15 protein-coding genes are annotated in these 19,501 nt (G+C 73.3%); 11 read left to right on the top strand and 4 right to left on the bottom strand.

The genetic code is table 11. From position 1 onward, the window contains the following. Window positions 1-16 precede the first annotated feature (16 nt). From C7C46_RS20070 to C7C46_RS35150, 6 genes are all read left to right on the top strand, one after another. Window positions 17-262, top strand: a complete 246-nt coding sequence (locus tag C7C46_RS20070; RefSeq protein ID WP_110671261.1) for a toxin-antitoxin system HicB family antitoxin — start codon at window positions 17-19, stop codon at window positions 260-262. Further along, a complete protein-coding gene (locus tag C7C46_RS20075; protein WP_110671262.1) occupies window positions 259-684 on the top strand; it encodes a fic family toxin-antitoxin system, toxin component in 426 nt (141 codons plus the stop codon). The genes C7C46_RS20070 and C7C46_RS20075 overlap by 4 nt, the downstream gene beginning before the upstream one ends. Window positions 685-714: 30 nt before the next feature. After that, window positions 715-1,590, top strand: a complete 876-nt coding sequence (locus C7C46_RS20080; protein ID WP_110671263.1) for a putative RNA methyltransferase — start codon at window positions 715-717, stop codon at window positions 1,588-1,590. Between the two features lie 64 nt (window positions 1,591-1,654). Continuing rightward, window positions 1,655-3,058: an AAA family ATPase gene (locus tag C7C46_RS20085; protein ID WP_146259147.1), complete on the top strand. Its 1,404-nt coding sequence runs from the start codon at window positions 1,655-1,657 to the stop codon at window positions 3,056-3,058. A gap of 14 nt (window positions 3,059-3,072) precedes the next feature. Next, complete coding sequence (locus C7C46_RS20090) at window positions 3,073-3,393, top strand: nucleotide pyrophosphohydrolase (protein WP_425470099.1); 321 nt, start codon at window positions 3,073-3,075, stop codon at window positions 3,391-3,393. A gap of 316 nt (window positions 3,394-3,709) precedes the next feature. After that, complete coding sequence (locus C7C46_RS35150) at window positions 3,710-4,567, top strand: DUF6099 family protein (protein WP_181442430.1); 858 nt, start codon at window positions 3,710-3,712, stop codon at window positions 4,565-4,567. Between the two features lie 278 nt (window positions 4,568-4,845). On the opposite strand, the gene dapD is transcribed toward C7C46_RS35150, so the two are convergent. After that, the gene (dapD, locus tag C7C46_RS20105) at window positions 4,846-5,835 is read right to left on the bottom strand and encodes a 2,3,4,5-tetrahydropyridine-2,6-dicarboxylate N-succinyltransferase (RefSeq protein WP_110671329.1); all 990 of its coding nucleotides are present in this window, start codon (window positions 5,833-5,835) and stop codon (window positions 4,846-4,848) included. A gap of 124 nt (window positions 5,836-5,959) precedes the next feature. Here dapD and C7C46_RS20110 point away from each other — a divergent pair, with 124 nt between their 5' ends. From C7C46_RS20110 to argF, 3 genes are all read left to right on the top strand, one after another. Further along, window positions 5,960-7,684, top strand: a complete 1,725-nt coding sequence (locus C7C46_RS20110) for a 3' terminal RNA ribose 2'-O-methyltransferase Hen1 (protein WP_110671268.1) — start codon at window positions 5,960-5,962, stop codon at window positions 7,682-7,684. Next, window positions 7,681-10,302 (top strand): polynucleotide kinase-phosphatase, encoded by a 2,622-nt coding sequence (locus C7C46_RS20115; RefSeq protein ID WP_110671269.1) that lies wholly within the window; start codon window positions 7,681-7,683, stop codon window positions 10,300-10,302. Before C7C46_RS20110 ends, C7C46_RS20115 begins: the two co-directional genes overlap by 4 nt. A 224-nt stretch (window positions 10,303-10,526) precedes the next feature. Further along, window positions 10,527-11,528, top strand: a complete 1,002-nt coding sequence (argF, locus tag C7C46_RS20120) for an ornithine carbamoyltransferase (RefSeq protein WP_110671270.1) — start codon at window positions 10,527-10,529, stop codon at window positions 11,526-11,528. 81 nt (window positions 11,529-11,609) lie between these two features. Here argF and C7C46_RS20125 read toward each other — a convergent pair whose 3' ends face one another. The 3 genes from C7C46_RS20125 to C7C46_RS20135 all read right to left on the bottom strand — a co-directional run bounded on the left by C7C46_RS20125 (window position 11,610) and on the right by C7C46_RS20135 (window position 14,399). Continuing rightward, window positions 11,610-12,158 (bottom strand): superoxide dismutase family protein, encoded by a 549-nt coding sequence (locus tag C7C46_RS20125; RefSeq protein ID WP_110671271.1) that lies wholly within the window; start codon window positions 12,156-12,158, stop codon window positions 11,610-11,612. A gap of 186 nt (window positions 12,159-12,344) precedes the next feature. Further along, window positions 12,345-13,574, bottom strand: coding sequence for a hypothetical protein (locus C7C46_RS20130; protein WP_110671272.1), 1,230 nt, complete (start codon window positions 13,572-13,574; stop codon window positions 12,345-12,347). Window positions 13,575-13,880: 306 nt separating this feature from the next. Beyond that, window positions 13,881-14,399, bottom strand: a complete 519-nt coding sequence (locus C7C46_RS20135; RefSeq protein ID WP_245984574.1) for a SigE family RNA polymerase sigma factor — start codon at window positions 14,397-14,399, stop codon at window positions 13,881-13,883. A 432-nt stretch (window positions 14,400-14,831) separates the two neighbouring features. Between C7C46_RS20135 and acnA the strand changes: the two genes are divergently transcribed. Together acnA and C7C46_RS20145 are read left to right on the top strand one after the other, a co-directional pair. Then, a complete protein-coding gene (gene acnA / locus C7C46_RS20140; RefSeq protein WP_110671273.1) occupies window positions 14,832-17,480 on the top strand; it encodes an aconitate hydratase AcnA in 2,649 nt (882 codons plus the stop codon). 303 nt (window positions 17,481-17,783) lie between these two features. After that, window positions 17,784-19,115, top strand: a complete 1,332-nt coding sequence (locus C7C46_RS20145) for a glycoside hydrolase family 18 protein (RefSeq protein WP_220040656.1) — start codon at window positions 17,784-17,786, stop codon at window positions 19,113-19,115. Window positions 19,116-19,501 lie beyond the last annotated feature (386 nt).

Below are 19,501 nucleotides of genomic sequence, written 5' to 3' on the forward strand. Positions count from 1 at the left end.
CGCTAGCTTCGACTCCATGAGTAAGAAACAGCTCAACGTGCGGGTGGACGTCACCACCGCCGAGATGGCCCGGGAGCGGGCGGAGCAGCAGGGGATCAGCATGAACCAGTACATCGAGCGGTTGGTCCGCCAGGACATGGGCGAGACCGGGCGGCGCTTCGTGGACGCGGCGGCCCAGTTCATGAAGGAGTACGAGGGCGAGTTCCTGGCCGAGTTCGGCGAGCCGGTGGGCGCCGAGGAACGGCAGGGCGGTCGCCGTTGAAACTGGAGGTCGACCTCTCCTGGCTGCTGATGACGGCCGAGCAGTACACCCCCGGCGACCCCCAGGTGACCGACTACGGCTCACTGCTGGCCGCCATCGCCCGCCACCACGCCGAGATCTTCGACATCGCGGTCTACCCCGAGCCGCAGGACCGGGCGGCGGCCCTGATGCACCAGCTGATCCGGGTGCCCGCGCTGGAGCGGACCAACGAGCTCTTCGCCACCGCGGTGGCCTACGCCTACCTGGTGGCCAGCGGCTGCCACGTGGCCACCACCGCGCGCGAGGTGCGCAGCCTGGCCCGGGCGATCCGGGAGGGCAAGCTGGGCATCGACGGAGTGGCCGAGCGGCTCAACGGCTGGATCGTCGACGAGGCCGAGGGCGAGGGGGTGGCGGGTGAGGAGGGGCCGGAGGACTCGGACTGAAGCCGCTGCTCAGACGGCTATGGTGGGTCGGTGCTCCGGGACATCGAGCGGTACCTGACCTGCCCCCACTGCGCGCTCGGCCTCGCCCTGGACGCGGCCGGGCGCACCCTGCGCTGCGGCGGCGGGCACGCCTTCGACGTGGCCAGGCAGGGGTACGTCAGCCTGCTGCCCGGCGACGCGCACACCGGCACCGGGGACACCGCCGAGATGGTGGCGGCCCGCGCCGACTTCCTGGACGCCGGACACTACGAACCGATCGCGCGGGCGCTGGCCTCGACCGCCGCCGAACTGGAGGCGGCCGGACTGGTGGTGGACCTGGGCGCGGGCACCGGCTACTACCTGGCCCGGGTCCTGGAGGCGCTGCCCGGTGCGGTCGGCGCCGCCCTGGACATCTCCAAGTTCGCGCTGCGCCGCGCTGCCAAGGCGCACCCCCGGGCGGGCGCGGTGGTCTGCGACGCCTGGCGCCCGCTGCCGCTGGCCGGTGCCGCCGCGGACCTGCTGCTCAACGTCTTCGCCCCGCGGGACGGCGCCGAGATCCACCGGGTGCTGCGCCCGGGCGGCCACCTGCTGCTGGTCACCCCGACCACCCGGCACCTGGCGGAGCTGGTCGGCGCGCTCGGGCTGCTCGCGGTGGACGTGGACAAGGACCGCCGGGTGGCCGAGAAGCTGAGCCCCCATCTGGAGCCGGTCGACCAGCGGGAGGTGGAGTTCGAGCTGCGGCTCGACCACCGGGACGCGGCGGCCGTGGTGGGGATGGGGCCGAACGCCTGGCACACCGCGCCCGACGCGCTGGCGGCGGCGCTGGGGGCGCTGCCGGAGCCGGTGGCGGTGACCGGCTCGGTGCGGGTGTCGGTCTACCGGCGGCCGGAGCGGGCCTGCCGGAGCAGTTCGACCCCGATGGGGTGAAATACCGTCGGCAGGCACGTTTCTGCTGGTCAGGGCCGAACGGGGCGTCAGTAGCGTCTTCGCGGTGACCAGCGACGTCGTTCCGCGCCCCGCCCGCCTGCCCGCCGCTCCCGAACTGCTCCGGGACGCCTCGCCGCGCCCGGCTGCCGCACCACGCCCGGCTACCGAACCACGCTCTGCTGCCGAGCCGCGGCCGCCGTTGCGGCCCACGGTGGAGGAGGTGCGGCTCACCTCGTTCAAGTCCTTCCGCCGCGCCACTCTGCCGCTGGCCCCGGTGACGGTGCTGCACGGCCCCTGCGGGGTGGGCAAGTCGAACGCGCTGGACGCGCTGGCGGTGCTCTCCCGGCTGGCTCACGGCGAGGAGATCGGCCCCTCGCTGGACGGCGTAGGCGGGATCACCGGCCCGCTGGCCGCACCGGTGCGCGGCGGCCTGGTCGGCTGCGTGCCGCACGGGCGCAACGCCATCATCCTGGGCTGCACGGTGCGCGCCGACACCGGACCGATCCGGCTGGAGCTGGTGATCCGCACCGACGGCCGGGTCCGGGTGGCCCGGGAGTGGCTGGTCTGCGACGGGCAGACCCTGGTGGAGACCGGCGAGCAGGACCTGGCCGGCGGCCGGGTCAACGTCAGCTGGCACAACGACACCCGGCAGGGCGACATCCGGGCGCCGTTCCCCAGCGGCAGCCTGATCACCACTCAGATCCCGCTGCGGGTGGCCGGCTCCTCGCCCGGCGAGCGCAAGGTGCTGACCGCCGTCGAGCAACTGCTCACCGCGCTGCGCGAGGTCTTCCCGGTGCACCCGGTGCCGGCCCTGATGCGCGGCTGGGTGCGCCCCGACCCGCAGGCGAGGCTGCTGCCCACCGCCGCCAACCTGTCGGCGGTGCTGGCCCGGTTGCAGGGCGAGTGCGTGCGCCGGTACGGCCGGCTGCTCAAGGCGGTGCAGGCGGCCGCGCCGCACCCGCTGCTCGGGCTGGACGTGGAGCGGCGCGGCACCCGGACGCAGGAGCGGCTGCTGGCGGTCTTCGACGAGGGGGTGCTCGGCCGCACCGGCGCCGACCAGGCCTCGGACGGCATGCTGCGACTGCTCGCCTTCGCCGCGGTGCTGCTCACCGGGGCCGGGGTGCTGGACGTCGAGCCGGCTGCCGAGGTTCCTTGGGCGCGGCGGCAGTTGACGGTGCTCGCGGAGGACCTCGGGGCCGGGCTCGGGGCGGAGCAGACGGCGGCGCTGCTGCGGCTGGCCCGGGAGATGTGCGACAAGGAGCACCTGCGGCTGCTGGCGGCGGTGCAGGACCCGGGGCCGGCCGAGGGGGTGCCCGGGGTGTCGCTGGTGGCCTGCCGGCGGGACCCGAAGAGCGGGCACAGCGTGCTCGGGCCGGCGCGGGCAGTTCCGGTGGCGGCACTTCCGGCCGGGGCGTGGGAGGGGTCGCGGGTGCCGGAGCAGGCGGATGGGGTAGAGGTGGTCGGGTGACTGATGATCCCGAGATGACGGTGGCGGACCTGTCCGCACGGCTGGTCGAGTTCGCCGCGGTGCGCGGCTGGCAGCCGTTCCACAACCCGAAGAACCTGGCCGCCGCGTTGAGCGTGGAGGCGGGTGAACTGCTGGAGGTGTTCCAGTGGTTGACCCCGGAGCAGGCGGCCGACGTGATGGCGCACCCGGAGCGGGCGGGGCGGGTGCGGGACGAGGTGGCGGACGTGCTGGCGTACCTGCTGCAGTTCTGCGCGGTGCTGGGGGTGGATCCGCTGGTGGCGCTGGCGGAGAAGATCGAGCGGAACGGGCGGCGGTTCCCGGTGCCGGGCGCCTGATCCGGTCACCGTGACCGGCAGCACGCTGGCCCAGGCCCGCGAGCGGGCCTACGCGGGCCGGGCGATCGAGCCGGTGTCCGGTCCGACGAGGCAGCTGATCCGGTGTCCTCATGGGCAGCTGATCCGGTGCCTGATGGGGCAGCAGATCCGGTGTCCCGACGGGGCATATGATCCGGCCCTCGTACCGGTGAGTTGTCCACAGGGCCGGGGTTGTCCACAGGTTCCGGGGTGGTGGGTGCGCGATCCGTCCGATCCGCGCACCCTGCTCTCAACCGGCCGTCCAGCGGGGGCGGCCCGGCGAGAGGACACCCCGTCGATGGATGCGCTGCGCTTGATCAAGACCTCCCGGCACGCGATCGCCGAGGCCCGCACCGTGCCGGACGTGCTGGCCGAGGCCTGGCAGGCGGCCACCCTGACCGAGGCGCTGGCCGGCTGGCTCGGCGACCACCAGGACGGCGAGGTGGCGGCGGTGGCCCAGCTGCTGGCCGCGGCCGGGGCCCACGCCGCCGGGCGGTTGGAGGAGTCGGCCGAGCGCCCCGGCCGCGCCGAGTGGTGCACCCCGGGCCGGGCGGCCCGGCTGAGCGAGGTGGGCGAGCCGGTGGCGGTGCTGCGCGAGCTCCAGCAGTTGGTATCCGATGCCGCCGAGGCGCTGATGGTGATCGCCCACGACTGCGGCACCTCCGGTCTCTTCTGGGTCGCCACCGACGGGTTGGACGCCACCCAGGAGTGCCGCGACCTGGTCTCGGAGCTGCTGCGGGTGTTCCGCCGCCGGGCCCGCAGAGCCTCCGGGGTGCCGCTCTCGCCGGAGGAGGAGGCGGCCGAGGCGGAGGGGGTCGCGCCGGGGCGGGCGGCCGAGGGGGTCGGGGGCGAGCTGCGGCTGGTGCTGCGGCTCACCCCGCCGAGCGGGCCGGCCTGCGGGCCGGCCCCGGGTCACCAGGTAATGGGGCCGCCGGCCGGGTCCCCGGCTCCGAGGCGGTCCACCGCGCGGGCGCCGGACGCCTCCAGGTCCGAGCCCAGGTCGGCCAGGTCGGCGGTGACGGAGGCGAGCAACTCCTGCATCTGGTCCAGCAGGCTCTTGGGGGAGGACGCGACCCCGGCCTGTGCGGGTGCGACGGGCGCCTCGTACCTGGGTTCGGACATGAGGGTGACCCTCCAGCTCGGGAGTGCGGTGTGACGCGTGCGGACGGCGGTGCCCGCTCGTCCCGCGAGGGCCGACCGGCCCCGTCGTCCCAACGACCCCCGCAGTGCCCCGGTCACCGCGCACCACTCGATGTGGTCCAACCCTCCCGCTCGCTCAGCCCCCCGGGTGACCTCCCGCTTGCTCTGCCCGCACGGACTCGGCTAGGGCCTGTCCGGCCGCTGGTGCCGCGCCGGCCCCGGTGTGACACGCGGCGGGCCCCGACCGCGCGTTCGGCGTGGTCGGGGCCCGGGGTGGCGCAGGCTGGGGTGGTGTCAGTTGTGCGCGTGCAGGTCGGCGTTCAGTCCGCCCCAGGAGCCGGTGCGGGCGATGACCTCGACCGCTCCCGACTGCGAGTTGCGGCGGAAGAGCAGGTTGTCCTGCCCGGACAGCTCGACCGCCTTGGCCACCGCGCCGTCCGGGGTGGTCACCCGGGTGCCGGCCGTGACGTAGAGGCCGGCCTCGACCACGCAGTCGTTGCCGAGCGAGATGCCGATGCCCGCGTTGGCGCCCAGCAGGCAGCGCTCGCCCACCGAGACGACCTGCTTGCCGCCGCCGGAGAGGGTGCCCATGATCGAGGCGCCGCCGCCGATGTCGCTGTGGTCGCCGACCACCACGCCCGCGCTGATCCGGCCCTCGACCATCGAGGTGCCCAGCGTCCCGGCGTTGAAGTTGACGAAGCCCTCGTGCATCACGGTGGTGCCCGCCGCCAGGTGCGCGCCCAGCCGGACGCGGTCCGCGTGCGCGATCCGCACCCCGCCGGGGGAGACGTAGTCGGTCATCCGCGGGAACTTGTCGATCCCGTAGACGGCCAGCGCACCGCCCTCGGCGCGCACCGCCAGCCGGGCCCGCTCGACCTGGTCGACCGGCACCGGGCCGATGCTCGTCCAGGCGACGTTGGCCAGCAGCGCGAAGATCCCGTCCAGGTTCTGGCCGTGCGGCCGGACCAGCCGGTGGCTCAGCAGGTGCAGGCGCAGGTAGATGTCGTGCGTGTCCAGCGGCTTCTCGTCCAGCGAGCCGATGGTGGTGCGGACCGCGACCACCTCGACCCCGCGGCGGGCGTCGGCGCGCAGCGCCTGGGCGGCACCGGCGCCGAGCTCGGCCTCGGCCTCTTCGGCCGTCAGCCGCACGGTGCCGGAGGGCCCGGGCGCGTCGGTCAGGGCAGGGGCGGGGAACCAGGTGTCGAGCACGGTGCCGTCGGCGGCGAGGGTCGCCAGGCCGGCGGCCACAGCGCCACGGGCGAGGGTGGAGGTCGTTTCAGTCACACCGAGCACGGTAGCCAATTCCGGCTCCACCTGCCGAAACGGCTCAGCCAGCGGACGGCGGGGCGGCGCGGGCCGGAGCAAAACCAGGTGCCCGCCGCGCGGGGCCCCAGGGATACTCGATCGGGTGTTCATCTCGATCTCCACCACAGGTACTGCCGAGCGTCCGGCCACCGACCTGGGCTTTCTGCTGCACAAGCACCCGCAGAAGGCCCAGCAGTTCAGCACCGCGCACGGTGTGGTCCACGTCTTCTACCCGGAGGCGGACGAGCAGCGCTGCACCGCCGCCCTGCTGCTGGACGTGGATCCGATCGCCCTGGTCAGACGGGGCCGCGGCAAGGGCCGCGGCGGCTCGCCGGACTTCGCGCTCTCGCAGTACGTCAACGACCGCCCCTACGCGGCCTCCTCACTGCTCTCGGTGGCCCTGCGCACGGTCTTCCGGACGGCGATGAAGGGTGTCTGCGAGCAGCGGCCCGGTCTGGCCGAGCAGCCCCGCCCGCTGACGGTGCGGCTGCCCGCGGTGGCGGTCGGCGGTGGCGAGCGGCGCGCGCCCGAGGAGCGCTCGTTGGTCGAGCAGCTCTTCGAGCCGCTGGGCTGGCAGGTGACGGCCACCCCGATCCCGCTGGACGAGTCGTTCCCCAGCTGGGGCGAGTCGCGCTACCTCGGTGTGGAGCTGACCGGCACGCTGCGGCTGGCCGAGGCACTCCAGCAGCTCTACGTGCTGCTGCCGGTGCTCGACGGGGCCAAGCACTACTGGGTCTCGCCGGACGAGGTGGACAAGCTGCTGGATGCGGGGGAGGGCTGGCTCGCGGAGCACCCGGACCGGGCCCTGATCATCCGTCGCTACCTGCACCGGCGCTGGTCGCTGGCGAACGAGGCGCTGCGCCGGCTCGAGCTGGCCCGGCTGGCCGAGGCGGACGACGCCGAGGTCGAGGAGCTGGACAACGCCGTGCCGACCGAGGAGCCGGACAGCGCCGCGTCGGACAGCCTCGCCCAGGACAACGCCTCGCCGGCAGAGGGCCCGGAGGAGCCGGCCGCCGGAGCGGACCGGCCGGTCCCGCTGGCCCAGCAGCGTCGCGAGTCCATCCTGGAGCTGCTGCGGGCCTCGGGTGCGGCCCGGGTGCTCGACCTCGGCTGCGGGCAGGGCGAGCTGGTGGCTGCACTGCTCAAGGAGAAGCAGGTCACCGAGGTCCTCGGGGTGGACGTGTCGGCGGGCGCGCTGGCCGCGGCTTCCCGCAAGCTGCGGCTGGCGCGTATGACGGAGCGTCAGGCCTCCCGGGTCCGGCTGGTGCAGGGCGCGCTCACCTACACCGACGCCCGGCTCAAGGGGTACGACGCCGCAGTGCTCTGCGAGGTGATCGAGCACCTGGACCTGCCCCGGCTGCCCGCGCTGGAGCACGCCGTCTTCGGTGCCGCCCGCCCGGGCACGGTGATCGTCACCACGCCGAACGCGGAGTACAACGTCCGCTGGGAGACCCTGCCGGCCGGCGAGCACCGGCACGCCGACCACCGGTTCGAGTGGGACCGCGCCGAGTTCCGGCAGTGGGCCGAGCGGGTCGCGGCGAACTACGGCTACACCGTGGCGCTGCGACCGGTCGGACCGCAGGACCAGGAGGTGGGCTCGCCCACCCAGCTGGCCCTCTTCCGGATCGGCACGACCCAGGGCACCGGTCCTGCTGCCACCACCGCTGCCGCCGAGCCTGCTACCCCCGGCGCTGCCGCCGAGCCTGCTACCCCCGGCGCTGCCGCCGGGCCCGCCGCCACAGTCGCTGCCGCCGGGCCCGCCGCCACCACCACTGCCGCCGCGTTCGCCGGCTCCACCGACCACACCGAGAGGAGCGAGACCCGATGACCGACCCGACCACCGATCAGTCGACCGGGCGTCAGCCCCGCCGCCTGCCCGTCACCGACCTCTCCCTGGTGGTGCTGATCGGCACCAGCGGCGCGGGCAAGTCCTCCTTCGCCCGTCAGCACTTCAAGCCCACCCAGGTGATCTCCTCGGACTTCTGCCGCGGCCTGGTCTCGGACGACGAGAACGACCAGTCCGCCTCCGCCGAGGCCTTCGAGCTGCTGCACTACATCGTCGGCAAGCGGCTGGCCGCCGGCCGGCTCACCGTCGTGGACGCGACCAACGTGCAGCCCGCCGCCCGCAAGCAGCTGGTGGCGCTCGCCCGGGCGCACGACGTGCTGCCGATCGCCATCGTGCTGGACGTGCCGCCGGGCGTCTGCGCCGAGCGGAACCGGCAGCGGCCCGACCGCGACTTCGGCGACCACGTGATCCCGCGTCAGCACCGCGAACTGCGCCGCTCGCTGGCCGGCCTGGAGCGTGAGGGCTTCCGCAAGGTGCACCACCTGCGCGGGGTGGCCGAGGTGGCGGCCGCCGAGATCGAGCTGGAGAAGCGGTGGAACGACCTGCGCGACCGGCGCGGTCCGTTCGACATCGTCGGTGACGTGCACGGCTGCCGGGCCGAGCTGGAGACCCTGCTCACCCGGCTCGGCTACCAGCTGGTCCGGGACGAGCAGGGCCGCCCGGTGGACGCGCTTCCGCCGGCCGACCGCACCGCGGTCTTCGTCGGCGACCTGGTCGACCGAGGCCCGGACACTCCGGGCGTGCTGCGCCTGGTGATGGGCATGGTGGCGGCCGGCCACGCGCTCTGCGTGCCCGGCAACCACGAGAACAAACTGGGCCGGGCGCTGGGCGGGCGCAAGGTCACCGTCTCGCACGGCCTGCAGGAGTCGCTGGACCAGCTGGCCGCCGAGCCGCCGGAGTTCGTCGTCGAGGTGCAGGCCTTCATCCGCGGCCTGGTCAGCCACTACCTGCTGGACGAGGGGCGGTTGGTGGTCTGTCACGCCGGTCTGCCGGAGAAGTACCACGGCCGCAACTCCGGCCGGGTCCGCTCGCACGCGCTCTACGGCGACACCACCGGCGAGACCGACGAGTACGGCCTGCCGGTGCGCTACCCGTGGGCTGAGGAGTACCGGGGCAAGGCGCTGGTGGTCTACGGACACACCCCGGTCCCGGTGCCGAGCTTCCTCAACAACACCATCTGCCTGGACACCGGAGCCGTGTTCGGCGGCTCGCTGACCGCGCTGCGCTACCCCGAGCGGGAGCTGGTCGAGGTGCCGGCCGAGCGGGAGTGGTACGCGCCGGTGCGCCCGATGGCCACCGATGCGCCCGGTGCCCGCGAAGGCCGGCCGCTGGACTTGGCGGACGTGGCCGGGCGCCGGGTGGTGGAGACCTCGCTGCACGGGCGGATCGCGGTCCGGGAGGAGAACGCGGCGGCCGCGCTGGAGGTGATGAGCCGGTTCGCGCTCGACCCGCGGTTGCTCGCCTACCTGCCGCCGACCATGGCGCCCAGCGCCACCTCGCGTCGCGAGGGCTACCTGGAGCACCCCGAGGAGGCCTTCTTCGCCTACCGGGCCGACGGTGTGCGCGAGGTGGTCTGCGAGGAGAAGCACATGGGTTCGCGCGCCGTGGTGCTGGTGGCCCGGGACGGCTCGGCGCTGGAGCGCCGGTTCGGCCTGGCCGGGCCGGGAGCCGTCTGGACCAGGACCGGGCGCGCCTTCCTCGGCGACCAGGAGCTGACCGGTGCGCTGCTCGACCGGGTCCGGGCCGCGGCCGAGCGGGCCGGCCTGTTCGAGGAGCTGGGCAGCGACTGGCTGCTGCTCGACGCCGAGCTGCTGCCCTGGTCGCTCAAGGCGCTGGACCTGCTGCGTAGGCAGTACGCCGCGGTCGGCGCCGCCGCCGGGGCCGCGCTGCCCGAGGTGCTGGCCGCCCTGGCCGCGGCCGCCGACCGGGGAGTCGACGGCCTCACCGAGCTGACCGAGCGTCAGCGCCGCCGGGCCGCCGACGCGGCGGCCTTCACCGCCGCCTACCGGCAGTACTGCTGGCCGACCGAGGGGCTCAGCGGGATCCGGCTGGCGCCGTTCCAGGTGCTCGCCGCCGAGGGGGCCAACCTGGCCGTGCGCCCGCACGACCAGCACCTCGCCTGGCTGGACCAGCTGGCCGCGGCCGACCGGGAGCTCGCCGCCGAGGGCGGGGTCGAGCCGCTGCTCAAGGCCACCGGCCGACTGGTGGTGGACACCGCGGACGAGGCCTCGGTGGCCGCCGGCATCGCCTGGTGGGAGGAGCTCACCGCGGCCGGCGGCGAGGGCATGGTGGTCAAGCCGTTGGCCTCGCTGGTCCGCGCTGCGGCCGGGCAGGGGCGCCCGGGCGGCCTGATCCAGCCGGGGCTGAAGGTGCGCGGGCGGGAGTACCTGCGGATCATCTACGGTCCGGACTACACCGAGCACCTGGACGTGCTGCGCCAGCGGGCCCTGGGCCACAAGCGGTCGCTCGCGCTGCGCGAGTACGCCCTGGGCCTGGAGGCGCTGGACCGGCTGGCCGCCGGCGAGCCGCTCTGGCGGGTGCACGAGCCGGTCTTCGCGGTGCTGGCGCTGGAATCCGAGCCGGTGGACCCGCGGCTCTAGCCACGGACCTGCGGTTCCAGCAGGTGCGCGGTGCGGGCGGCCAGCGGCGGGCAGCCGGCGGCGGGTGGCGGCCGGCCGAGGGTGATCGGTGGCGGCCGGGGTGCGGGCAGCACTCCGGCCGCTCCCGGCGCCGGCGTCCCACCATGCGGGCCGCTGCATATAAATTCGAGGATTCGTATACTATTGCCACCGCATCCCAAGTCCCGTCACCTCAGGAGCCCGGCATGGCCTTGAATCTCCGGAACCGGCACTTCCTCAAGGAGCTCGACTTCACGGCCCAGGAGTTCCGATTCCTGCTCGACCTGGCCGCCCAGCTCAAGGCCGCCAAGTACGCCGGCACCGAGCAGCCCCGGCTGCGCGGCAAGAACATCGCGCTGATCTTCGAGAAGACCTCGACCCGGACCAGGTGCGCCTTCGAGGTGGCCGCCCACGACCAGGGCGCATCCACCACCTACCTGGAGCCCGCCGGTTCGCAGATCGGCCACAAGGAGTCGGCCCGGGACACCGCCCGGGTGCTGGGCCGGATGTTCGACGCGATCGAGTACCGCGGCCACGGCCAGGCGGTGGTGGAGGAGCTGGCCGCCTACGCCGGGGTGCCGGTCTACAACGGGCTGACCGACGAGTGGCACCCCACCCAGATGCTGGCCGACCTGCTGACCGTCCAGGAGCACTGCGCCAAGCCGCTGCCGGAGGTCTCGCTCGCCTACCTCGGCGACGCCCGGTACAACATGGGCAATTCGCTGCTGGTCACCGCCGCGCTGCTCGGGATGGACCTGCGGATCGTGGCCCCCCAGGCGTACTGGCCCGGCGAGGGCGTGCGCAAGTCGGCCGAACAGCTCGCGGCGGTCAGTGGTGCGCGGCTCAGCTACACCGAGTCGGTGGCCGAGGGCGTGGCCGGGGTGGACTTCCTCTACACCGATGTCTGGGTCTCGATGGGCGAGCCCAAGGAGATCTGGGTCGAGCGGATCGAGCAGCTGAAGGCCTACCAGGTCTCGATGGACACCGTCCGGGCCACCGGCAACCCGCGGGTCAAGTTCCTACACTGCCTGCCGGCCTTCCACGACCTGGGCACCACGCTGGCCCGCGAGCTGCACGAGGCCACCGGGATGACCGAGCTCGAGTGCACCGACGAGCTGTTCGAGTCGGCGCACTCGGTGGTCTTCGACCAGGCGGAGAACCGGCTGCACACCATCAAGGCGGTGCTGGTCGCCACCCTCGGCAGCTGAGCCCGGCCGCTGAGTCGCCGTCGGAGTCGGGCTGAGCCGCCGCGGCAGCTGAGCCGCCGTCGGAGTCGGGCTGACCGGCGGTCAGAACGGCACGTCGACGCAGGCCACCCGCTCGCTCGCCGGGTGCCCGCCGGCATCGGCCCCGGCGTGCAGGACCACCGAGCGGGCCTCGCCGGGGCGGAAGGTCCAGTCGAGCTCGGCCCGCGCCTCGGCATGCCCGGTGCCGTCCGTGCTGAGCAGCAGGTGCAACTCGTTGCGGTCGTTGGCGTAGGCCGGGTCGGTGGACGGCTGCACCGGGTCCACCTGGTCCTGGTAGTGCGGCCCGGAGTCGGTCGGCGCCGCACCGCAGGCCCCGGTGTGCGCGTGCACCGGGAAGCTGTGCCAGGGCGCCAGCCCCTGCACCGTCAGCCGCACCTCGGTGCGCCCGCCCAGCTGACCCGCCACCAGCTGCACCTGGGCGCCGAACGGCACCAGGTCCGGCGCGAAGGTGACCGCCGCCCCGGCCCCGGCCGGCGCGAACCGGCCGGTCACCACGGTGGCCGGCCCGGCCGCCCCGGCCCCGGGCGCACCCAGCGCGACCAGGGACAGGGCAGCGGTGAACGAGGAGGCGGCGAGCAGCGGAGCGCGCATGGCGGGCGGACCTTTCCGGAGCTGACGACGGGTCGGCTTCCACCGTCCCGTCCGCCGGCCGCGCCGCCGGGCCACCATGCCGCAGGGTCACCCGTACGGGAGCGGCTCGGCCGGCCGCCCCGCCCCGCAGGGGATCCGCGCCGGCCCCGTGGCGCGGATCCCCTGGACCGTGGCGGCCTGCTCGGCTCAGGGCTGAGCCGGCCAGACCGGGACCGTGCTGGTCAGGACCTGCGGCGGACTGCTCACCCACTTCGAGGGCGAGCTCGACGGGCAGTCCCCGGGCGTACCGGAGGAGCCGCCGGAGCCCGGCAGGTCGGTCGGCCGGCCGCTGGGCACGCCACCCGCACCCGCCCCACCCGCACCAGGAGTCGGGCTCGCACTCGCCCCTCCCGGGTAGGCCGAGCCGGAGGGCGTGCCCCCCGCCCCGACGGGCACCCGGGCCGGGCCGGTGGGTCGGGCCGGCGGCATGATCGTGACCAGCCCGACCGGCCCCGGGCAGCTCGGCAGGTTCGCGTCGTCGTACGGCCGCACCGTCGCAGCGGCCTTCGCCGCGAACTCCGGTGTCGTCCAGGCCTGCAGCTCCGGGTTCTGCAGGGCTGCCCTGAGCTGGTCGGCGGTGAAGCTCGGCGGCGCCCACTGGGTGGCCGTGCCGCTCCGGACCGGGATCGGGCTCTCCCGCTCGGTGTAGGCCGCGATGACCGCGCCGTCGGGCCGCTGGTAGACGACGCTGACCGACAGGCCCTGCTTGCCCTGCCGGTCGACCACCCGCAGCCGCCCGCCGCCGGGCAGCGTGCTGGGGGTGCAGACGACCTTCTCGTTCTCGGCAGCCGGCTTGACGTTCGCGCAGTCCAGCGCCTCGCCCGTGGCCGGGCCGGGGCTGCCCGGGAGCCAGTCGATGGTGCCGGGCTGGGCCAGGTACCCGGCGAGGTCGCTGTCGAAGCTGAGGCTGAGGAACTGCGAGCCCTGCTCGTCGTTCGGGCCGCTGGCCATCGCCGACACGTGGACCTGCGGCTGCGCGCCGCTGCTGGCCGAAGCGGTCGTCAGCTGCCCGGAGGCCCCGCCGAACTGGACCCCCGTCGGCAGCGCGTCCACCACCCCGAGCAGCAGGCCCTGCCCGGTGAGCGCGTACTGCCCGTGCCACACCACCGGGCCCGCGGGCGACCTGCTCGCGGCGGCGGCGTTCTGCCGCGCGTCGCCCACCCCGGTCAGCTGCGCCAGGCCGGCCACCCCCGCGACCACCGCCAGTACCGAGGCCCCGGTGGCCGCCCGCCGCCGGCGGCGCAGCGACCGCCCCCGCACCGCGGCCCGGCCGACCAGCATCCCGAGGTCCGGTTCGACCTGCCCAACCGCTCGTTGCAGGCCGTTGGAGAGCTGCTCGCCCTCGAGGCCTTCGCCCCACGCATCGGGTTCGTTCATGACCGCCCTTCCTCACTGTGTCAGGAATCAACGAAGTGTCAGTCGGCGACTGCGCCGGGCTCCCAGCCGGTGGCCCTGGAGGGCGCTCGACGGATCCGGTCGGCGCCGCCGGCCACCGCCAGCCACGGCCAGCCGCAGCCAGCTCCGGCTGCGCCTACAGGCAGCCGCGCTCAGCACGGGCAACTGCGACGCCGCACGCCTCTGTGCCACGCCCCGCGCCCGCGAGGCCCGTGCCGTCCGCGCCATCCGTGCCGTCCGCGCCGTCGCGCACCGGCTGATCCGCCGCGGATCCGCCGGCGACCCCTCCTACGCCCGGAGCAGGTCCGACTGCGGTCCGAGTGCTTCGCGCAGACGTGCCAGTGCCCGCAGGCACTGGCTGCGCACGGCACCCGGGCTGGTGTTGAGCTCGGCGGCGGTCTCCTCGACGCTGCGGTCCTCCCAGTACCGCAGCACCAGCACCGCCCGGTCCCTGGGCCCCAGCTCGCCCAGCGCCGCGAGCAGGGTGACCCGCAACTCCGGATCACCCTGCGGAGCCACCACGTCCGGCAGTTCGCCGACGGCCGGCCGCTCGGCGGAGCGGCGCAGCCGGTGGTGCGAGAGATAGGTCCGCACCAGCACGCTGCGCGCGTACGCCTCCGGGTGCTCGGCGCGCCGGACCTTGGCCCAGGACGCGAAGAGCTTGGCCAGGGTGGCCTGGGTCAGGTCCTCGGCGAGGTGCCAGTCCCCGGCGAGCAGCAGCGCCGTCCGGAACAGCCGGCGCCCCCTGGCGTACGCGAACTCCTCGAAGCCGTCCGGGACATCGCTGCCCCATGGCTTTCCGATCACTCGTCCCCCTCAAGATCGACCTGAGCCGGAGCCGGTCCGGCCCCTGCCGGAGCAGCGGCCCGCGCCTGGTGACCAGTGCCCGGCCCTCCCGGACCAGCGCCCGGACCCTCCTGCACCAGCGCCCCGCCCGGGCCGGACCACCGCCCGGCCACCGTGCGACGCGCGCTCGCTCTGGTTAGACGCGCGAGCCCGCCCGCCGCGTTACGGCCGGGTCCGGGGCAATCCGCAGGGGGCGCGCCGGAGGGGTGCCCGAGGTCACTCCCCGGGTGCCCATGCACTATGGTTTATCTCGACATCGAGATAACTCGGCGCTATGATTTATCTCGACATCAAGATACTTGCCGAGAGGCGATCCACGGGCTTCCTCGTGTGGGCAGCGTCTGGGCACCACAACCCCCACGTGCCGCACGAAGCACCTAGAAGGAGTCAGTCGTGTCCGCGAACAGCTTCGACGCCCGCAGCTCGCTGCAGGTGGGCGACGAGTCGTACGAGATCTTCAAGCTCTCCGCCGTCGAGGGTTCCGAGCGGCTGCCGTACAGCCTCAAGGTGCTGCTGGAGAACCTGCTCCGCACCGAGGACGGCGCGAACATCACCGCCGACCACATCCGCGCGCTGGCCGGGTGGGACCCGAACGCCGAGCCGAGCGAGGAGATCCAGTTCACGCCGGCCCGCGTGATCATGCAGGACTTCACCGGCGTGCCCTGCGTGGTCGACCTGGCCACCATGCGCGAGGCGGTCAAGGAGCTGGGCGGCGACCCGGCCAAGATCAACCCGCTGGCCCCGGCCGAGCTGGTCATCGACCACTCGGTCATCGCCGACAAGTTCGGCACCCCGGAGGCCTTCGTCCAGAACGTCGAGATCGAGTACGGCCGCAACAAGGAGCGCTACCAGTTCCTGCGCTGGGGCCAGACCGCGTTCGACGAGTTCAAGGTCGTCCCCCCGGGCACCGGCATCGTGCACCAGGTCAACATCGAGCACCTGGCCCGCACCGTCATGGTCCGCGGTGGCCAGGCGTACCCCGACACCTGCGTCGGCACCGACTCGCACACCACCATGGTCAACGGCCTGGGCGTGCTGGGCTGGGGCGTCGGCGGCATCGAGGCCGAGGCCGCGATGCTCGGCCAGCCGGTCTCGATGCTGATCCCGCGCGTGGTGGGCTTCAAGCTCAACGGCCAGCTGCCGGCCGGCACCACCGCCACCGACCTGGTGCTGACCATCACCGAGATGCTGCGCAAGCACGGCGTGGTCGGCAAGTTCGTCGAGTTCTACGGCGAGGGCGTCACCTCCATCCCGCTGGCGAACCGCGCCACCATCGGCAACATGTCGCCGGAGTTCGGCTCGACCTGTGCGATCTTCCCGATCGACGCCGAGACCATCAACTACCTCAAGCTCACCGGCCGCGACGAGCAGCAGCTCGCCCTGGTCGAGGCGTACGCCAAGGAGCAGGGCCTCTGGCACGACCCGTCGGTCGAGCCGGTCTTCTCCGAGTACCTGGAGCTGGACGTCTCCACCGTCGTCCCGTCGATCTCCGGCCCCAAGCGCCCGCAGGACCGCGTGGTCCTGGCCGAGGCCGCCGCGAAGTTCGCCGAGGCGCTGCCGACCTACTCCGCCGAGGCCTCGAAGCCGACCGCCGTCACCGCCCCCGACGGCTCGTCCTACGAGATCGACAACGGCGCGGTCGTGATCGCCTCGATCACCTCCTGCACCAACACCTCCAACCCCTCCGTCATGCTGGGCGCCGCCCTGCTGGCGAAGAAGGCCGTGGAGAAGGGCCTGCGCGTCAAGCCCTGGGTCAAGACCACCCTGGCCCCCGGGTCCAAGGTCGTCATGGACTACTACGAGAAGGCCGGCCTGCTCCCGTACATGGAGAAGCTGGGCTTCAACCTGGTCGGCTACGGCTGCGTCACCTGCATCGGCAACTCGGGCCCGCTGCCCGAGGAGGTCTCGGCCGCCGTCAACGAGGCCGACCTGGCGGTCGTCTCGGTGCTCTCCGGCAACCGCAACTTCGAGGGCCGGATCAACCCGGACGTGAAGATGAACTACCTGGCCTCCCCGCCGCTGGTGGTCGCCTACGCGCTGGCCGGCAACATGAACGTCGACATCACCCGGGAGGCGCTGGGCCAGGACGCGGACGGCAACGACGTCTTCCTCGCCGACATCTGGCCGTCCGAGCAGGAGGTCGCCGACACCGTCGCCGGCTCCATCGACGAGGCCATGTTCGACAAGGGCTACCAGGACGTCTTCGCCGGCGACCACCGCTGGCAGTCGCTCCCGGTCCCGACCGGCAACACCTTCGAGTGGGACGCCGAGTCCACCTACGTCCGCAAGCCCCCGTACTTCGAGGGCATGGCCAAGACCCCGAGCCCGGTGACCGACATCGCCGGTGCCCGTGTCCTGGCGAAGCTGGGCGACTCGGTCACCACCGACCACATCTCCCCGGCCGGCAACATCAAGCCGGGCACCCCGGCGGCGCAGTACCTCACCGAGCACGGTGTGGAGAAGCGTGACTTCAACTCCTACGGCTCGCGCCGTGGCAACCACGAGGTCATGATCCGCGGCACCTTCGCCAACATCCGCCTGCGCAACCAGGTCGCGCCGGGCACCGAGGGCGGCTACACCCGCGACTTCACCCAGCCCGACGCGCCGGTGTCGTTCATCTACGACGCCTCGCAGAACTACCAGGCGGCCGGCATCCCGCTGGTCGTGCTGGCCGGCAAGGAGTACGGCTCCGGCTCGTCCCGCGACTGGGCGGCCAAGGGCACCGCGCTGCTCGGCGTCAAGGCCGTCATCGCCGAGTCCTACGAGCGCATCCACCGCTCCAACCTGATCGGCATGGGCGTGCTGCCGCTGCAGTTCCCGGCCGGCCAGAACGCCGACAGCCTGGGCCTGACCGGCGAGGAGACCTTCTCCTTCACCGGCGTGACCGAGCTGAACGAGGGCCGCACCCCGAAGACCGTCAAGGTCAAGGCCGGTGACGTCGAGTTCGACGCCGTGGTGCGCATCGACACCCCCGGCGAGGCGGACTACTACCGCAACGGCGGCATCCTGCAGTACGTGCTGCGCAGCCTGATCAACAGCTGAACCTGCCGCTGAGCCGGCGCCGGGCCCCAGGGCCGGTACGGACCGCGTCCCTCCCAGGCGGAGGGGCGCGGTCCGCGCCGTTTGCGGACCCACCCCTGCCGCCGTGTCCGGCGCGCCCCCCGCCGGTCTGCCGACCTGACCGCGCCCCGCCACCCGGAACTGGCCGAAACCCGCCGTGGCGGTCCCGGCCCTTGTGCACACGGTCCTGCACGGACTAAACCTCTGTCTCAGCTTGGTCCAGACCATTCCGGTCCTCGGGCCCCATGTCTGATGCTGTCTCAGAGAGAGCCACAGGTCTCCCGCATGCGCATCTCCCGTCGTTCCTCGGCCGTGCTGGCCGCCGCCACCGTGCTGGCGTCGCTGGCCGCCGCGCCGATCGCCCAGGCGGCCCCCCAGGACCACCACCGCCTGCCCGGCCAGCGGGTCGGCTACTTCACCCAGTGGAGCATCTACAGCGGCTTCTCCGCCAAGCAGGTGCAGACCTCCGGTCAGGCCGGCAAACTCACCGTGCTCAACTACGCCTTCGGCAACGTCTCCGCCGACGGCACCTGCTTCGAGGCCAACGCGGCCGGCGTCGGCGACGCCTGGGCCGACTACCAGCGCCCGGTCTCGGCGGCCGAGTCGGTGACCGGCGTGGCCGACGCCGCCGACCAGCCGCTGAAGGGCAACTTCAACCAGCTGCGCGAGCTCAAGGCCGTCAACCCGCAGCTCAAGGCGGTGATCTCGCTGGGCGGCTGGTCCTGGTCCAAGTACTTCTCCGACGCGGCCGCCACCGACGCCTCCCGGAAGAAGTTCGTCTCCTCCTGCATCGACCTCTACCTCAAGGGCAACCTGCCGCAGATCGGCTCCGCCGAGGGCGGTGCGGGCGCCGGTGCGGGCGTCTTCGACGGCATCGACATCGACTGGGAGTACCCGGGCGGCGGCGGTGACGGCGGCAACGTGGTGCGCCCCGAGGACGGCCGCAACTACACGCTGCTGATGCAGGAGTTCCGCCGCGAGCTGGACGCGCTGGGCCGCCAGCGGCACCAGCACTACCTGCTGACCGACGCGGTCCCCTCCGGCGAGGGCAAGCAGGGGCAGCTGGAGCTGTCCAAGGTCGCCAGGTCGGTGGACTGGATGAACCTGATGACCTACGACTTCCACGGCTCCTGGGAGGCGCAGGGGCCCACCGACCACAACGCCAACCTCTACTCCGACCCGGCCGACGCCGCCCCGGACAACAAGGGCTACAGCGTGGACCGGGTGGTCCAGGACTACCTGGACCGCGGGGTCCCGGCCGACCGCCTGGTGCTGGGCGTGCCGTTCTACGGCTACGGCTGGACCGGCGTGCCGGCCGGCCCGAACCACGGCCTGTACCAGTCGGCCACCGGCCTGGCCCAGGGCGGCAACCTGCCCTACAAGGCGATCAAGGACCTGCCCGGCCAGGTCTTCACCGACCGCGAGCACGGCGCGAGCTGGAAGTACGACGGCACCACCTTCTGGACCTTCGACACCCCGCAGCTGCTCACCCGCAAGGCCGAGTACGCCGACGAGAACGGCCTGGCCGGGGTGATGGCCTGGGCGCTGGACAACGACGACGCCCAGGGCAGCCTGGTCGCCGCCCTGGACAAGGGCCTGCGGGAGAACCGGGACTGAGGTCCGCCGGGTCGGACCGGGGCCGAGGCACACCTGACGGGCCCGGGGCCGAGGTCCGCCGGACCCCTCCGGCACGCCCTGCGCAGCTTCGCGCGACCACGCTGTGGTTGCGCGAAGCTGCGCATTTCTATGTTCATTTGAGCAGAACCCCGCTATCGTGCTCCGCACGCAAGGCAACGTTCAGGTAGCGCCGAGAAATACGCAGGCTTCCTGAACATTGCACATGCTGCACCGCCGACAACGCTTTGAGTGCTGCACGCCGTTACCGACGGGCAGACTATTGCCGCCGAATGAACAGTGGACTATACCTTTGCCCATCGACGATACCCCTTCTGACCGGCACCTTAGCCGCGAGGCACGGTTAAGGCACGGAGCGGGGGCGGCAG

The sequence above is a fragment of the Streptomyces tateyamensis genome, assembly GCF_003205575.1.
GTDB lineage: Bacteria > Actinomycetota > Actinomycetes > Streptomycetales > Streptomycetaceae > Kitasatospora > Kitasatospora tateyamensis.